Genomic DNA, 17,096 nt, shown 5'->3' with positions numbered 1-17,096 from the left:
TTTATGGCGCTTCGGAGCGATATTTCGTCTATCATGGGGACGCATTCCAATCCACCAGTGCCTGATGAGGACCGTGAACCGCTTAATCAGGAGCGAATTGTCGATAGTGCGCTGGAACTTCTCGACGAGACTGGGCTTGACGCATTCAGTACACGCAGGCTTGCGTCCCGCCTTGGGATCAGGAATGCGTCGCTTTACTGGCATTTCCGCAACAAGGACGAAATTCTCGATGCGATGTGCAGGCGGCTTTATCAGTCGCTGATCCCGACGCCGAGTCAGCACGAAGCCGAATTCGATTGGTCGAGTTGGCTGGCTGACGGTGCCCGCGCAATCAATCGTGCGGCGCGAGCGACAAGAGATGGTGCGCGCATCATGGTCCGGCTGCATTTTGATGATGAACTCACACGGGGACGGATCAACAAGTCGATCAACGTGTTGGAACAGCACGGATTCTCGAGAATTGAGGCGGTCTACGCCATTCAAACCCTGCGCCGTTTCGCGCTTGGTTCGGCTCTTCAGGAGCGCATTGTCGATGAAGAAATCAAGTCTCGCTCCGAGCCGACGCATGACGAACTGTTCGAGTTTGGTCTGGACATGATCATTGAAAGTCTTCGCCAGCGCTTCAGACGTGGTGAAGGGGCTGCCTGAAAGCTGGGCGGTAAAATCTCTTTCGCTTGTCAGGACGGGCTTTCCAGCCTCGCACGACAATCCTTGACCGAAAGTTCTTTGCAATCGCGGCCATAATGCGCTGCGATGGAGCCGGCTTCGCGCAACTTCAGGAACCTACATGGCAATTCTCGCCAGCATCCATCACCTCACGCACTACACCTATGACAGGCCGGTCAGTCTGGGACCGCAAATTATCCGGCTAAGACCGGCGCCGCATTCGCGTACGCGGATCGTCTCGCACAGCCTCAAGGTGTCGCCAGACAATCACTTCGTGAACCACCAGCAGGACCCGTATGGCAACTGGATGTCGCGCTTCGTGTTTCCCGACCCGGTCCGGGAATTCAAGATTGAGGTGGATCTCGTTGCGGACATGACGGTCTACAATCCGTTCGACTTCTTCGTTGAAGAGCGCGCCCAGAAATGGCCCTTCGAGTATTCCGACGATTATGCGGACGATCTCGGTATCTATCTGACGACGGAGCCGCTCACCCCGAAATTCGAGGCGTTTCTCAAGGATGTTCCACGCGGAACGACGGGGACAGTCGACTTCCTCGTCGATCTCAACCGGCGCGTCTCGGACGCTGTCGATTACATCGTCCGCCTCGAGCCGGGCGTGCAGACGCCGGAAGAGACGCTGACGATAGGCTCGGGCTCTTGCCGGGATTCGTCTTGGCTGCTGGTCCAGCTCATGCGCCGTCTTGGGTTCGCCGCGCGCTTCGTGTCGGGTTACCTCATCCAGCTGAAGCCTGATCTGGTTGCGCTCGACGGGCCGGCAGGCACGGACCATGACTTCACGGACCTGCACGCCTGGGCCGAGGCTTACATCCCGGGGGCGGGGTGGATCGGCCTCGATCCGACCTCAGGCCTGCTCACCGGCGAAAGTCACATTCCGTTGGCCGCAACCCCACACTACAAGACCGCGGCGCCGATTGCTGGCGGCTTCACTGGCGATCCGGACACGAAGACCGACTTCCATTTCGACATGCAGGTCGCACGTGTCGCCGAGCATCCGCGGATCACGAAGCCCTTCTCCGATGAGAGCTGGGCTGATCTTGATGCGCTCGGCAACAAGGTGGATGAGGTTCTGAAGGAGCAGGATGTCCGCCTCACCATGGGCGGCGAGCCGACCTTCATCTCGATCGACGATTTCGAAGCGGCTGAATGGAACACAGCGGCTGTCGGCCCAACCAAGCGAGACCTCGCCGACAAGCTGATCCGGCGCCTGCGTGACCGCTTCGCGCCTGGCGGTTTCCTGCATTACGGGCAGGGGAAATGGTATCCTGGCGAAACCTTGCCGCGCTGGACCTTCTCGCTCTACTGGCGCCGGGATGGCAAGCCGGTCTGGGCGGATGAAAACCTGATCGCCAGCGAGACCGAGCAGTACGATGTGGGCCCCGAAGAAGCCCAACAGCTCATGACTGAGATTGCGACCGAACTCGGCGTCGACACAGACGCGGTGGTGCCGGCCTATGAGGATCCCGGCGAATGGCTCCTCAAGGAAGCCAAACTGCCGGAAAACGTCACGCCAGAGAATTCCGAACTCAAGGATGCCGAGGCGCGGGCGCGGATCGCGCGGGTCTTTGATCGTGGGTTGACGGAACCGTGCGGGTTTGTCCTTCCCGTCCAGCGCTGGCAGGCCAAGGCGACTGGACAGCGCTGGCGAACAGAGAAGTGGAAGCTGCGGCGGGGAAAACTTTTCCTCGTCCCCGGCGATTCTCCAGCCGGTTACCGTTTGCCCCTGGAGTCGCTGCCGCATGTGCCGCCAGCGCTTTATCCGTACATCAACATTACTGACCCGGCTGCGCCGCGTGGCCCACTGCCCGACTTCACGCTGAAAGAAGCGATCAACCAGGATGAAGACGGGGTCGTTCGCCAGCCTGTCGCAAGCCGGACAGCTGCCTCAGCAGGTCAGGATATCCAGGAGCAGACGCTCGATGGCGCGGAGGAGGCTGTTCGTACAGCGCTGTCTGTTGAAGTGCGTGACGGACGACTTTGCGTCTTCATGCCGCCAACAGAAGCGCTGGAAGACTACCTCGAGCTCATCCGTGCGGCCGAGGCTTCGGCGAAAAAGCTGGGCCTGAAAGTCCATATCGAGGGTTATGCGCCGCCGCCCGATCATCGCCTCAACGTCATCCGGGTTGCACCAGATCCCGGCGTCATCGAAGTCAACATCCATCCAGCGCACGACTGGCAGCAATGCGTGGAGACGACCGAGACGATCTATGAAGAGGCGCGGCAGACCAGGCTTGGCGCGGACAAGTTCATGATCGATGGACGGCATACCGGTACCGGTGGGGGCAACCATGTGGTAGTTGGCGGGGCGACGCTGCTCGACAGCCCGTTCCTGCGCCGGCCGGACCTGCTGAAAAGTTTCATCCTGCACTGGCTACGTCATCCGAGCCTGTCCTACCTGTTCTCAGGCATTTTTGTCGGCCCGACCAGCCAGGCGCCCCGGATCGATGAGGCGCGTCATGATACGCTTTACGAGCTTGAGATCGCGCTTTCGCAGATCCCGAAGCCGGGAGAGGGTGACATGCCGCCGCCCTGGCTTGTCGATCGGCTGCTGCGCAACGCGCTGATCGACGTTACGGGTAATACGCACCGCTCGGAAATCTGTATCGACAAGCTCTATTCCCCGGACGGTCCGACTGGAAGGCTGGGCCTCGTCGAATTCCGTGCCTTCGAGATGCCGCCGAATGCACGGATGAGCCTTGCCCAGCAGCTGTTGCTCCGGGCGCTGATTGCACGCTTCTGGAAAAGCCCGGCCACAGGCAAGCCGCCGCGGTGGGGGACAATGCTGCATGACAAGTTCATGCTGCCGGAATTCGTGTGGCAGGACTTCATGGAGGTGCTGGATGACCTGCGCGAGCATGGCTTCGAGATGAAGCCGGAGTGGTATGCTGCCCAGTTCGAGTTCCGCTTCCCGTTCTGCGGCGAAGTTACCTATGAGAACAACTGGCTTGAGCTTCGCCAGGCGATTGAACCCTGGCATGTCTTGGGTGAGAGCGGCGCGATTGGTGGCACAGTGCGCTACACTGACAGCTCGGCTGAACGCCTTCAGGTAAAGCTGAAGGCAACTGCGCCAGAGAGATATGTCGTCACCTGTAATGGCCGTCGGCTTCCCCTTACGCCAACTGGAGAAAATGGGACGCAAGTGGCCGGGCTGCGCTATAAGGCCTGGCAGCCACCGCTTTCATTGCACCCGACCTTGCCCGTAAACACGCCACTCACCATCGACATTTTCGATACCTGGTCGAACCGCGCTATCGGCGGATGCGTCTATCATGTCGCGCATCCCGGCGGCCGGAACTATGAGACCTTTCCGGTCAATTCCAACGAGGCCGAAGCCCGCCGGCTCGCGCGGTTCGAGCCGCATGGCCATACGCCAGGGGCACAACTACCTGAAACCGAGCGCCCGCATCCGGAGTTTCCGACGACGCTCGACCTGCGTCGCGGCGTTGGAGTGTAGATCGATGAGCCAGGCCAACCCGGCACAATCGGACGCTATCTGGAAGTTGCTGGAATCCTACCGGCCTAATCCTTCGGCGCCCGATGAGTTGCTGGACGAATTCGGCCAGCTGCGCCCTGCCTGGTCCGGGCTTCTATCGCACCTGGCTGGCCAGACGCCAGAAACCATCAATAGCTGGTTCAAGCGTGGGGATATGTACCTGCGCGATTCCGGCGTCTTTCTCCGCCAGTACACAAATGACGTTTCGCGCGAGCGCCCATGGCCGCTTTCGCATGTGCCCGTCCTTATTCACGAGCGCGAATGGGACGAGATCTGCAGGGGACTGACACAAAGGGCGCAGCTGCTCCAGCAGGTTGCAGCTGATCTCTACGGAGAAAACAGGCTAGTCCGAGATGGTTACCTGCCGGGCCGGCTCATTGCACAAAGCCCGGAATGGCTTCGTCCTCTTGTCGGTGTTGATCCGCCATCTGGGAAATACCTGCACTTTCTCGCTTTTGAGATCGGACGGGGACCGAATGGCCAATGGTGGGTTCTGAACGACCGCACGCAGGCACCGTCTGGCGCGGGCTATGCGCTCGAGAACCGCGTGGCGACATCTCGCGTCTACGCTGAGCACTATGCTGAGGCGCGTGTGCACCGGCTGTCGGGTTTCTTCCGGGATGTCCGTGCCAGCCTGCTAAATCTGCGGCGGTCGGCGGATAATCATGTCGCGATCCTGAGCCCGGGACCCTACAGTGAGACCTATTTCGAGCAGGCCTATATCGCGCGCTATCTTGGTTTGCTCCTTGTCGAGGGCGAAGACCTGACTGTCGTGGACGGAGAAGTCTGTGTGCGGACTGTATCTGGACTGCAGCCGGTTGATGTCTTGTGGCGCCGCCTGGACGCGCTTTACTCTGATCCCCTCGAACTGGAAGAAGGCTCAAAGCTCGGCACGGCTGGCCTTGTTGGGGCGGCCAGACGGGGCACAGTCTCGATGGTGAATGCGCTCGGGACCGGCATCCTCGAAACCCGTGCCCTGATGGCGTTCCTCCCGCGGATCGCCCGCCATCTTCTTGGAGAGCCCCTGGCACTTTCGAACATTGCCACCTGGTGGTGCGGACAGGCAGCCGAGCGTCGCTATGTGCTGGATCACGTCGACAAAATGATGATTGCGCCGGCCCTTTCGACCCGCATGCCCTTCGACCCTGATGAGACGACCGTGCTCGCGGGCGAGTTGAAGTCATCAGTGTACAAAACTGTGCAGCACCTGATCGACGAAGAGGGTGAAAATCTCGTGGGGCAGGAGGCGGTGTCGTTTTCGACTTCACCGGCCTTTGTCGATGGGCGCCTGCAGCCGCGCCCCATGAGCCTGCGGGTCTTCATGGTGCGAACAGATGACGGATGGTCTGTCATGCCGGGCGGCTTTGCGCGGATCGGACCTCAGGAAGGCTCGACCGTTCTCAATATGCAGAAGGGCGGCTCTGTCGCCGACGTCTGGATTATCAGCGATAGGCCGGTCGATACCCGAACAGCGCTGGTCAGCGAGATGACGGCCGAGCCGCGCGCCAAACGCGGCGCGCTGCCAAGCAATGCGGCGGAGAACCTTTACTGGCTGGGTCGCTATGTTGACAGGGCCGAAGGATTTGCGCGCCTTAACCGGGCATATCATTCCCGGCTGGCAGATGCGGAATCGCCGTCGTCCCCACTGTTGAGACACCTGTCAGCTTTCATGAAGCGGATCGGGCTCGACACCAGCGAAGCGATGCCTGCTGGCCTGGTCAGTGCTATCGATTCCGCTTCCAGAACAGCAGGGAGCGTGCGTGACCGCCTCTCGCCGGATGGCTGGGCGGCCATCTCGGAAATTGTTGATACAGTGCATGACGAGGACGAAGAACTGGACCCTGGCGACGAGACAGCAAGGCGCATGGTCTGGTTGCTGCGGGAGTCGAGCGGATTTACCGGCCTCGTCCACGAGAACATGTACCGATTCACCGAGTGGCGCTTTCTCAGCCTTGGGCGGTCCATAGAACACGTCATGTCGCTGGCCTGGGCCTTGGCAAGCTTTCTCGACCCGGGCGCGCCTGACGGATCGCTTGATCTGGCGCTGGAATATGGCGACAGCACGATTTCTCACCGCCGACGCTATGCGTTCATTGCCTCACGCAAATCCGTAATCGAACTGCTGGCGCGGGACCCGCTTAATCCGCGGTCGTTGATTTTCCATCTCGATGTGCTGAAGGCGCATGTGGAGGCACTACCGCGCGCGATGGAAAATGGCCATCCGTCAGAGGTTTATTCGCAGCTCCTCCGCATTCACACGAAATTTGTAACAATGCCGCAGGATGCCATGAACAGCGCAGCATTGCTGGCTTTGAGAAGCGATATCGGAGCATTTTCCGACTGTCTCGGCCGGACCTATATGAGCTGAGGATCGTCATGCGGTATGATATCAGCCTGCGCATTACCTACAGTTACAAGGCGCCAGTCTGGGCGGGCCGCCACATGTTGAGGTTCGTGCCTCGCGACCTGGCGGGGCAGCAGCGCGCCATTGCCGCGTCGCTCGATGTCGCGCCTGTACCCAGCGAACGAAGCACCTTTCGCGACTTCTTTGGCAATCAAGCGCATGAGATCGTCTTCAGCCACGCCCATTCCCGGATAGAATTCAGCCTGAAAGCGCGGATAGAACGTCATGTCCAGGTCAAGGAAGAGACCTCAGGCCTGGCGCTGGATGCGCTGCCGGCAGCGTTGAATGATGTTCACTCGCTGGCACCGGATTCGCCCCTTCATTTCCTTGGCAGAAGTCCTCGCATCCGGCCCAACCGACAATTGAGCGACTATGTCGAGGACATGCTGCCGCCAGATGTCGGTGTTGCCGATACGGTGCAAATCCTTGGTGAAGCCCTGAACCGGGACATGTCTTTCGACGCGACCGCCACGTCAGTCGAAACGTCGCACGAAGAGGCGTTTGCCGCCCGTCACGGCGTCTGTCAGGATTTCAGCCATATCATGATTGCGGCATTGCGTAGTGTTGGCATTCCGGCTGGCTATGTCAGCGGCTTTCTTCGGACGACGCCGCCGCCCGGACAGGCGCGGCTCAGCGGTGCTGATGCCATGCATGCCTGGGTTCGGGCTTGGTGCGGCCCGGAGCTCGGCTGGATCGAGTACGATCCGACAAACGCTGTCCATGTTGGTGTCGACCATATAGTCGTCGCTTACGGACGCGATTATTCGGATGTGTCGCCGGTCAAGGGCATCCTGAAAGCGGCGACCGATCAGCAGAGCCGCCAAGCCGTTGATGTCATTCCGCTGGAGGATGTGCCGGGCTAGCGCTTTCGAGACCGGGAGCCGCCTGAAGGATGCGCTGCTGCGCTTTCGGGCTTTTCCATGCAAAGGTCCAGGGCAGGCCCAGCCGCGTGGCCGCTTGCGCTGGCGGTGACCCTTTTACCGGAATTCGCTCGGCCAGGGCGCCGAGCGACTTAAGCGACATGCGAGCGAGCGGACTGAGATCATATTCCGGACCGAGCTCCAACACTTCGCGGACTTTCGGCGGCAGAATGGACACAGACGCATTGGCGAGGCTCGACTGCAGCGACTTGGGAACGTTTCTCATTTCCTTGCCGGACTTCACAATGTCGAGGAACTCGGAATTGATCGGGTGGGGCTCGAACCGCGGCATGAGCGCTGCGAGCATAGCATCGAAGTCTTCGGGACTGCGGATCGGATGTTTGACGCCATAAAGTCGGGCGACCTGCTCTCCTTCCTCGTAAAAGCGGCATTTCTCGTCATAGGAGACCGGCTTCACGAAGCGATCATAGGCGGTCAGAAAGCCGAAGCTCGCCGTTGCTGAAACCCAGTCGAGGAGTTCGACGTCGAGCGCCTTGTAGGCCTCCCCTGACGGCGTCATTCCTGTCACCTTGCTGTGCATGTTGGTGACGCCCTGGATAACTCGGCGCGCTGCGCTTTGCGGACCGTAAACGCCGACCATGGCCGCGGTCCCGGTGCGTTGTGAGCGTCCGATTGGATCTGTCTTGAAGACCGAGTGATCCCAAACGCCGGAACGAATGCGTGCGTCTGCAAATTCAAGAAGAACGGCTGCCACACCGCCAATGGCGAGTGCGATCGGATTCTTGAATACGCGCCAGGACATGGAGTCCGGTGCGGCGAATGCCGGCTCGCCGGCGGGCACAGTATAGTCGATCTTCCAGCCGAGATACGATTTCATCTTTTCCAACGGGTAGAACTCCTGCGGCTGCGGCGATCATCAAAACTTATAACATGTTACAATAATGGTGGCAGCTGCAGCAAGCTGGCACTTCTCACAGGTCGTCGGGCCATTTGGTTAAGTGATCTGGTCCAATTCCCTTTCCATGTTTGCACCCCGGTTAAGAGGCGAGGCTTTAGGGTAGGCCTAAACTCATGTTCGAGGAATGCACCAATGCAAATGTCCCCAGTGATCACTCTTGTTCTGTCGATTGCGTTTGGTGCGGCTGCCCTTTTTGGCGCAAGGCTCTGGCTATCCTCCTCCGAGCCGGATGCTGTGCGCTCGGTCGAGGTGGCCGCACCTGCAGAACCACCGAAGGCACCGGTTCTCATTGCGGCACGCAGCATCCCTCGCGGTGTCTCGGTCAGTCCCGACTGGTTCCGCGTCGAGGAGCGGCCTGTCAGTGCGATTCCGCCTGGCAGCTTTGACTCGCGAGAGGCGCTGGAAGAGTCAGGCGAAAGCCGCCGGACGCTGATCGATATTGCTGCTGGTCAGCCCCTGTCGAATGCGATGTTGCTGTCTCCTGGCATGCGGGCATCGCTTTCGGCCAAGATTGAGCCCGGCTACCGCGCTTTTACCATCCGCACGACAGCTGTATCGGGCGTTGGCGGCTTTGTGCTGCCGGGTGACAGGGTCGATGTGATCTTCACCGAAGATGCCGCCCCTGATTCAAAAGTCTTGAAGCTTGTCTCGAAGGTCCTCCTGCAGAATGTGGAAGTGCTCGGCGTAGATCTCAACGATGACATGACGGGCGAGCAACCCGACGTCTTTGAAACGGCCACCTTGTCAGTGTCTCTGGACCAGGCACAGAAACTGTCCGTCGCATCGCAGACCGGCACATTGTCGCTTGCTTTGCGAGGCAGCGCTGATGATGCGTTCGAGCAAGCCGAGCTGGTGTCGCTGCGCGAAGAGGAAAAGCCGCGCAAATCCGTCTACGTCGCGCCGAGACCTCGGCCGCTACAGCCCAAGGCACCTGTGTCGTCGACGATTGAGGTGGTTCTTGGCGAAGACATCAGCCAGCACGTCGTCCCGGCCAGCCAATAAAGGACTTGGGGCGAAAGCCTAAAGGACAGAATGCCTCACAAATGCTTCTCGCCCCGGTTCCCAGAATGAGGGCCGGGGCTTTTTCATACCGTTTTGAGTGATCACCCGATCGCGCCATGGTGTGCGCGGTTCTTGTTTTGGAGCGCGCGCGTCTTGTTTTGCGAGAGACGTCTAGGGGGTCAGGTCTGGCTGAAGACGTACATCATCCGTACGATAGCCGGCAGCATCAGCACGACGAGTAGCGACGGGAAGACGAAGAGGATCAGCGGCACGACGAGTTTCGCCGGCAGGGCCAGGGCTTTCTCTTCAGCGTAGAGCATCCGCTTTTCACGCATGTCCGATGCGAAGACACGCAGGGTCTCACCAACGCTCGTGCCGAGTTCCTCGGACTGGCGCAGCATGGTCGCCAGAGCCCGGGCCTCGTCGAGACCAAGGCGGTCGGCGAAATTCTTCCAGGCTTCTGTCCGTGCACGTCCGGCCCGCATTTCCAGGTTCATGATTTTCAGATGGTCGGCGAGATTGGGATAGCGCTGGACCAGCTCATCAGAAACGCGCTGAACCGCACCGTCGAGACTTAGACCGGCCTCCACACAGGCGACCAGCAGGTCCATCATGTCCGGGAAGCCGTTTCGATATTGCTCCTCGCGGCTTGCGACCTTCTTGTCGAGGATGAAGGAGGGGGAAATGAATGCAATGATTCCGAGTGCGACGGACGACAGCAACAGGCCGTGCTGGGGCATGTACTGGTCCACGAGCGGCCAGCAGGCAAGCAGGATGAATTGTGGCAGGATCAACGCAACGAAGCGGACGCCAATGTAGATGTGGGGCGCGGATTTGCCGTAATAGCCAGCCTTCATCAGCCGGAACCGGAGCTTCGTCAGGTCCGCGGAGTTCGGATCGGTGAAGCGGCGGCCGATCTTCTCGACAAGGCTCACCTTGGGCCGTTCGGAATAAGCCGATACCCGCGATGGGCGGCCGTCGTCAGCCTTGAGCCGGTCGCTGACTTGGCGCCGGTCGCGAACCGACCGGAAAACCTTGCTGCCAAGGACAAGCATCGCGGCGCCCATGACGATCATGATGATCGTGATAGCGGTTATCTGGTCAGGGCCCGGTGGGGGCATTGCTTCTACCTCCTCAGACCTTGAAATTGATCATCTTGCGCATGACGAGATTGCCGATGGCCATCCAGAGAAGGCAGCCGCCCAAGCCATACTGGACAAGCTTTTCGTCAATGACATCGCCATAGAAGTTCGGCGTGATGACATACATTGCCCCCATGACGAGGAATGGCGCCGCGGTAAGGATCAGTGCTGACGCACGCCCCTCCGACGACGCCGCCTGAACCTTCAGGCGCATCTTCTGACGCGCGCGCACCGTTGACGCATTGACCTTGAGCAGGCTCGCAAGGTTGCCGCCGGTTTTGGCCTGAAGCCGCACAGTGGCAGCGAAAAGCTCGACGTCTGGCTGGCGCGTGCGCTCGGCAAGTTTGCGGACGGCTTCTTCAAGGCTTGAGCCATAGGAGATTTCGTCGGCAGCAAGACCAAATTCAGAGCCGATCGGGTCCGGCATTTCGCGCCCTACCAGCGAGACCGCCGTGGGAACCGGGTGACCCGCCTCGAGGCTTCGGACGATGATTTCAAGGGCGTCCGGCAGCTGGGCGCCAAGCAGTTTCTCCCGTTGGGCGACCTTGTGCTTCAGAAAGAGCAGGGGGAGCAGAATGGCGGCAACAAGTCCGGCAGGTACAGCAAAGGTCGGGCTTTTCAGGAACCAGAACGCGGCACCAAATGCCGCCGCGCCGACACCTGCCGCAACAGCTGCCCAGACGGTTGGCTGAAAACTCAAGCCAGAGCGGGTGACCAGGTCGTTGAACCATTGCAGGGACAGCCGTCCATTGCCGTCCTGGTCGAGACCACGCTGGCGGCGCAGCTCCACGATCAGGTCCGCGACCGTAGCCTGGCTGTCCTTTACCTTGAGGCGCTTGTTGATACGGGTCTTTTCGAGCGCTGTCTTGCCGAACCCCAGCGCTGACTGCACCGCCATGAAGGCGGAGCCGAAGGCAAGGACATAGATGACCGCTTCAAATCCCATGGCGGCTTACGGCACCTTGAGAAGCGGTTTCGACGGGTCGAAATATTCGACGGGAAGACGGATGCCGCGGCGTTGCATTTCGTCGAGGCAGCGCGGCCTCAGGCCGCTGGCGCGAAATTCGCCGACCACCGTCCCGTCTTCTTCCGTGCGCAGGCGTTCGAACTTGAAGATATCCTGCATCTGGATGACTTCGCCCTCCATGCCCGTGACTTCGGTGACATGGGTCACGCGGCGAGAGCCATCGGACAGGCGCTGGGCCTGGATAATGATGCCGATAGCCGAGGCGATCTGGCCGCGCACAGCTTCCTGTGAAATACGCAGGCCGCCCATGGCGACCATCTGTTCAAGTCGGCTGATGGCTTCGCGTGGATTGTTGGCGTGGATTGTCGCCATCGAGCCTTCGTGGCCGGTATTCATGGCCTGAAGCATGTCAAAGGCCTCTTCGGAACGCACCTCGCCCAGGATGACCCGGTCTGGCCGCATCCGCAGGGCGTTCTTCACGAGTTCACGCTGCCGTATCTCACCTTTGCCTTCGAGGTTGGGCGGACGGGTTTCCATGCGCGCAACATGCGGCTGCTGCAGCTGGAGTTCAGCGGCGTCCTCGATGGTGATAAGGCGCTCCTTGTGACTGATTGCAGCAGACAAGGCATTCAGCAGCGTCGTCTTGCCTGAACCTGTGCCGCCAGAAATGATGCAGGTCACGCGGGACTTCACGGCACCGTGGAGAAACTCGCCAACTTCCTTCGGCATCGCCTTGAAAGATATGAGCTTATCCAGTGTCAGCGGCTTCTTGAAAAACTTCCGTATGGAAACGAGTGGACCGTCAATCGCAACGGGTTCGATCGCCGCATTCACACGTGAGCCGTCGAGGAGGCGGGCATCGACCAAGGGCTGGCTTTCGTCCACACGGCGGCCCACCGCAGACACAATCCGGCTGACGATCCGGCGCAGGTGAGCATTGTCACGAAACTTCGCTTCCGACAGTTCCAGCTCACCATGGCGTTCGACATAGACCTGCTTTGCGCCATTGATCAGAATGTCGGAAATGCTCGGGTCGGCGAGCAGGGGCTCAAGTGGGCCGAGACCGGTCATTTCATCGTAAACGGAGTCTGCGAACTGGGCGACTTCCGCCTGGTTCATCGGAATACGCTCTTCACGGACGATTTCGGTGACAAGACGCCGGACCTGGCGCTTCATCTCCGTCTCGTCCAGCTTGTCGAGCATGGACAGGTCAAGCTCGTCGATGAGCTTGTTATGAACGCGAAGCTTGGCGTCGAGCAGGTCGAAGGCCGGCGGCGTCTCTGCCTCGTCAGCAGAATCTTCCGTTTCGTCCAGCCCCGTCAGGAAGTTGGGCGCTTCGACAGGTGCCTGACCTTCAGTATCCTCGATGGCTTCGGTCGACGGCCCGTCTTCATGAGGGGGCTGCTGCGCTTTGGAGAGAAGGGAGAACCGGCCCATTATGCGCTCCTTCTTGCCTTGATGGTTGACGAGGTTGCTTCCTCACCATGTTCAAGCGCGTAGATCAGCGCTTCGACATCTTTTGAGATACGGTTGCCCGGCTTCGCCTGACTGACGGCCTGGCCGAAGTTCACGGACGCCAGGGCCGCTTCCCAGTCGGACGAGATGGTTGCGTACACCGGGCGCCCGATCGCTTCTTCAGCCTGCGAGACTGTGACGGTATTGCTGAACATGCGCTTGGCCATGCGGTTGAGCAGGATGCGCGGCTGGGCGAGACCGTCCGACAGCATTTCCAGCTCTTCTACACGGTGACGGGCAGCGTGCAGGGCTGGCACGGTCAGTTCGCTCATGACGAGATTTTCGTCTGATCCTGTAACGACCGCCGCTGTCCACGGTGTCGGCCAGCGGGGCAGGTCAATGACGACGTGGTCATAGGTCGAACAGGCGACGTCGAGCACCTTGAGTATGGCCTCCGGCTTGATCGTATTCCAGAGCCGGTCCGAGCGCGGCGCCGAGAGCAGGTGGATGCCGTTCTTGTGGCGTGAAATGAAGGCCTGCAGGAGGGCTTCATCGATGCGGTCAGCAGATTGGGTGAGCGCTGACTGGTTCAGGCTGGACGGGCAGTTCAGATAGGACGCGCAGGCACCGTCAAAGAAGTCGAGGTCGACGAGGCAGACTGAATTGTTCGTTTCCCGCTGACTGATCTGGTAGGCGAGTTCCACGGCCAGCAGCGTCGCGCCACAGCCGCCGACCGAGCCAGTCACACTCCAGCATCTGCCGGTATTGTCGGTTCCCATGCTGTCACGTCGGGTGACAGTCGAAATGGATTGTTTCAGCTCATCTGCGTTTACGGGGACGTCCATCAGGTCCCAGCGGGACATCGCAATGATGTGCTTGACCGCGAGAACGGGGACATTCTTGCCAACCACGATGCCTGGCAAATCGGGATGTTCCTGCGAGATCCGGATCATCAATTCCACAAGATCGAAGCTGGCATCCTGTTCGATGACAGCGATGCCGCCTGCATCCTTGCTGGCCGCATCGACAGCGTCCGCCGCACCTGCGTGGACGGTGAGCGACACTGAACTCAGGTCTCCTGCAGCGTCCGAAATATTGCCTCCCCATTGAGGCGCGTAGACGTGAAGCCTGGTCTTTGAGGTTGGGGCTATTGCCGCGGATTCATTGTTCATTCTGCGCCCTCCGAAAATTGGGGCACGTAGCCCAGGTCCGGGCGGACTGACTGGGTTTCGATATTGGACTTGACTGCCTCGCCGAGTGGCCTGTCCGCGCCTTTTTCAAGGTCGCCGAGAAACACCCGTTCAATGTCCGATGGCGCACGCGTCTGTTCCAGCGGGTCAGACAGGCGCGTGCCGCGGCCTGCAGGGTGAACAAGGCGGGGCGTGATGATGATGACGAGTTCGGTCTCGTTCTCGCGGAAACGATTGGAACGGAAAAGCGCACCAATGACGGGCACATCCGCGAGCCAAGGTGTCTGTAGCGAGGTGCTGTCGACCGTGTTCTGGATCAGGCCCGCAATCGCAAAACTCTCGCCGTCGGCAAGCTCGACGATAGTGTGTGCCCGGCGTACGCTGAGGGCCGGGATTTCGACATCGGCAAGACGGACCGAGTTGCGCGGATCAAGCTGGCTGACTTCCGGACGAACCTCCAGGCTCATCTTGGAATCCGAAAGGATCGTGGGCGTAAAATCGAGGCTCACGCCGAACTCGCGGAATTCGATTGTGATCGTGTCATTGTCAGCGGCCACCGGCACGGGAAATTCGCCGCCAGCAAGAAAGCTGGCCGTCTCGCCCGAGCGCGCCACGAGGTTCGGTTCAGCGAGGGTGCGGATGATACCCTTCTCCTCAAGGGCCTGCAGGAAAACGTCTATATCGACGTCGCCCGAGCGCCCGAGGATCGAAGCGATGGATTTCGGTGCTCCGCCCGACAGCAAGCTGGACCCAGTCGAGAATAGAAAATCACCCGCGCGGCTCACCTGGTTGCCAAGACCGATTTCCTTCACATCCTCGCGCGATGCTTCGACAAAGCGGACTTCCAGCATGACCTGTTGCGGACTGCTGATCTTGAGCGCGTTGATCACTGCTTCGGGAGCATAGCTGGAGGCGATCTCCATGATCTCGGCGGCCGTTGCATCATCGGGAACATCGCCGCGCACATGCAGACGATTGGCCACAGTTCGAAGATCAAGGTCCACGGCAGGAAAGAGTGCGGTGACATCGCTGCGGATCGCGCCGAGGTCATGCTGCACGTGGACATCAATCACTTCGACAAGGCGGCCTTCGTCATCATAGACGAGGATGTTTGTGCTTCCGATCGTCCGGCCACGGACGTAAAGGCGGTTGTCAGCCGTCGGCGAAGCGTCGGCGATTCCCGGCTGTGATACGGCAATTCGCTTGAATGGTCGCGAGATGTCGATCGGCGTGGACCTGTTCACTGTGACCGTGAGGTCGCGCTCGACCGGGCGGTTCGTCGTCATGGCTGCAGCGGATTCTCCGCCAGCCAGCGACGTTTGTGCGTGTGCGCCGCATATCAGGCTCGTGGCGAGGATTCCCGCCCGTCCGATCATTGCGATGCGTTTTGCTAGCAGCATGGTCAGCCCCTGAACGTTCTGTTCGGGCCGCGAGAAATGCGGCCTTGCCAGCGTCAAGGCCTACAGAAGAGATTTGAAGCCGCGCTAAAATGACGGCGTCAAACTTCTTCGAAATTTGCTGTATCGGGTTTGTCTGTTTTCAGGTCAGCTGTCGCGAACCGGTCCAACCCAGACCTGTTGGGCGTTCACAAACTCCATGATGCCATGCGGGCCGAGTTCCCGTCCGAGACCGGACGCCTTTATGCCGCCCGATGGCAGGCGCGGGTCCGTCTTGACGATGCCATTGACACTGACTTGCCCAGCCTCGATGCGGCGCGCCATCTCTTGCCCCCGCTCGGTGTCGGTCCAGACGGAAGCCGCGAGGCCGAATTCGGTGTCGTTTGCGAGCGAAAGCGCGTGTTCCTCGTCGCGCGCTTCAATCAGCACACCGATGGGACCAAACGTCTCTTCCTTGAAGGCTGTCATGCCAGGCTCGACGTCGGCAAGCAGGGTGACGGGGTAGAAATAGCCGTCGCCTTTGGGAACTTCGCCGCCCAGCAGACAGGTCGCGCCTTCGGAGATCGTGCTACGGACCTGCCGGTCCAGGGTGGCACGCAAGTCCTTGCGGGCGATCGGACCGACGTCGGTTTCTTCGAGCGCAGGGTCTCCCAGCTTCAAGGCGCCCAGTTTCTCGCTCATCAGCGTCTTCATTTTCTCATAGACACTGGCCTCGACGATGATCCGTTTCGCCGCGATGCATGACTGTCCCGCATTGATGATGCGCGACAGGGTCAGGACATCGGCGGCCTTTTCGAGGTCAGCGTCAGCGAGCACGATGGATGGGTCGGAGCCCCCGAGTTCGAGGACTGCGGGCTTGACCTCCGAACCAGCAATCTCGGCGACTTTTGCGCCGCCGCGCGAAGACCCGGTGAAGGAAATACCGCGCACGCGCTTGTCACGCATGACGGCCTCGACCCGCGGCGTTTCGATCATCAGCGCCTGGAATAACCCCTCGGGCGCGCCGGCGTCGCGGAAACATTTCTCGATCGCCAGCGCGCAGCCCGGGACGTGCGGGTCATGTTTCATCAGGCAGGAATTGCCGGCCATCAGTGCCGGTGCGCTGAAGCGGAAGGCGAGCCAGAACGGGGCGTTCCAGGGCAGGATGCCCAGAACCGGGCCGATAGGCAGGTGTTCGACATAGGACAGTGTTGCATCGGACTCGATGACCTGCCGTTCCAGGTAGGCTTCAGCATTTGCAGCATAGTGCTCGGCACACCAGGCAGACTTGTTGACCTCACCGCGCGCTTCCTTGATCGGCTTGCCCATTTCTTCCGTCATCAATGGCGCAAGGGTTTCGACTTGTTCGCGCATCAGCTTGGCGACCGCGTTCAGCAGCGCAGCCCGTTCGGCAAAGCTTTTTTCCTTCCATTGGCGATACGCTTCGACCGAGGCCGTCAGCTTCGCTTCGATGGCCTCATCGCTATCTGGTTCGACCTCGCGAACAATGTCGCCCGTTGCCGGGTTCACGGCAGTCAGCATGA

The 17,096-nt window shown here is 60.1% G+C and carries 12 protein-coding genes; 5 read left to right on the top strand and 7 right to left on the bottom strand.

What is annotated here, in order from left to right; all coding sequences use genetic code 11:
- Positions 1 to 3 precede the first annotated feature (3 nt).
- From D1227_RS16475 to D1227_RS16460, 4 genes are all read left to right on the top strand, one after another.
- Complete coding sequence (locus tag D1227_RS16475; RefSeq protein ID WP_158587763.1) at positions 4 to 648, top strand: TetR family transcriptional regulator; 645 nt, start codon at positions 4 to 6, stop codon at positions 646 to 648.
- 139 nt (positions 649 to 787) lie between these two features.
- Positions 788 to 4,138, top strand: a complete 3,351-nt coding sequence (locus tag D1227_RS16470; protein ID WP_119405454.1) for a transglutaminase family protein — start codon at positions 788 to 790, stop codon at positions 4,136 to 4,138.
- Positions 4,139 to 4,142: 4 nt separating this feature from the next.
- Positions 4,143 to 6,545, top strand: a complete 2,403-nt coding sequence (locus D1227_RS16465) for a circularly permuted type 2 ATP-grasp protein (protein WP_119405453.1) — start codon at positions 4,143 to 4,145, stop codon at positions 6,543 to 6,545.
- An 8-nt stretch (positions 6,546 to 6,553) separates the two neighbouring features.
- Positions 6,554 to 7,444, top strand: coding sequence for a transglutaminase family protein (locus D1227_RS16460; protein ID WP_119405452.1), 891 nt, complete (start codon positions 6,554 to 6,556; stop codon positions 7,442 to 7,444).
- Here D1227_RS16460 and D1227_RS16455 read toward each other — a convergent pair.
- Positions 7,416 to 8,339 carry an oxygenase MpaB family protein gene (locus tag D1227_RS16455; protein ID WP_119405489.1) on the bottom strand — a complete coding sequence of 308 codons (924 nt, stop codon included), beginning with the start codon at positions 8,337 to 8,339 and terminating at the stop codon, positions 7,416 to 7,418. The two genes, D1227_RS16460 and D1227_RS16455, sit on opposite strands and share 29 nt — an antisense overlap.
- A gap of 213 nt (positions 8,340 to 8,552) precedes the next feature.
- Here D1227_RS16455 and cpaB point away from each other — a divergent pair, with 213 nt between their 5' ends.
- Complete coding sequence (gene cpaB / locus D1227_RS16450) at positions 8,553 to 9,422, top strand: Flp pilus assembly protein CpaB (RefSeq protein WP_119405451.1); 870 nt, start codon at positions 8,553 to 8,555, stop codon at positions 9,420 to 9,422.
- Positions 9,423 to 9,601: 179 nt separating this feature from the next.
- On the opposite strand, the gene D1227_RS16445 is transcribed toward cpaB, so the two are convergent.
- The 6 genes from D1227_RS16445 to D1227_RS16420 all read right to left on the bottom strand — a co-directional run bounded on the left by D1227_RS16445 (position 9,602) and on the right by D1227_RS16420 (position 17,094).
- Entirely contained in the window at positions 9,602 to 10,543 is a 942-nt protein-coding gene (locus tag D1227_RS16445) for a type II secretion system F family protein (protein ID WP_119405450.1), read from the bottom strand.
- A 13-nt stretch (positions 10,544 to 10,556) separates the two neighbouring features.
- A complete protein-coding gene (locus D1227_RS16440; protein ID WP_119405449.1) occupies positions 10,557 to 11,510 on the bottom strand; it encodes a type II secretion system F family protein in 954 nt (317 codons plus the stop codon).
- 6 nt (positions 11,511 to 11,516) lie between these two features.
- The gene (locus D1227_RS16435) at positions 11,517 to 12,968 is read right to left on the bottom strand and encodes a CpaF family protein (RefSeq protein WP_119405448.1); all 1,452 of its coding nucleotides are present in this window, start codon (positions 12,966 to 12,968) and stop codon (positions 11,517 to 11,519) included.
- Positions 12,968 to 14,158 (bottom strand): AAA family ATPase, encoded by a 1,191-nt coding sequence (locus tag D1227_RS16430; protein ID WP_147373346.1) that lies wholly within the window; start codon positions 14,156 to 14,158, stop codon positions 12,968 to 12,970. The genes D1227_RS16435 and D1227_RS16430 overlap by 1 nt, the downstream gene beginning before the upstream one ends.
- Positions 14,155 to 15,576 carry a type II and III secretion system protein family protein gene (locus D1227_RS16425; RefSeq protein ID WP_119405446.1) on the bottom strand — a complete coding sequence of 474 codons (1,422 nt, stop codon included), beginning with the start codon at positions 15,574 to 15,576 and terminating at the stop codon, positions 14,155 to 14,157. Before D1227_RS16425 ends, D1227_RS16430 begins: the two co-directional genes overlap by 4 nt.
- 144 nt (positions 15,577 to 15,720) lie before the next feature.
- Complete coding sequence (locus D1227_RS16420; RefSeq protein ID WP_119405445.1) at positions 15,721 to 17,094, bottom strand: NAD-dependent succinate-semialdehyde dehydrogenase; 1,374 nt, start codon at positions 17,092 to 17,094, stop codon at positions 15,721 to 15,723.
- Positions 17,095 to 17,096: the final 2 nt, after the last annotated feature.

The organism is Henriciella mobilis (assembly GCF_003576315.1).
GTDB lineage: Bacteria > Pseudomonadota > Alphaproteobacteria > Caulobacterales > Hyphomonadaceae > Henriciella > Henriciella mobilis.
The sequence above is the reverse complement of the archived record's forward strand: the minus strand, read 5'-3'. Positions and strand labels throughout refer to the sequence as shown.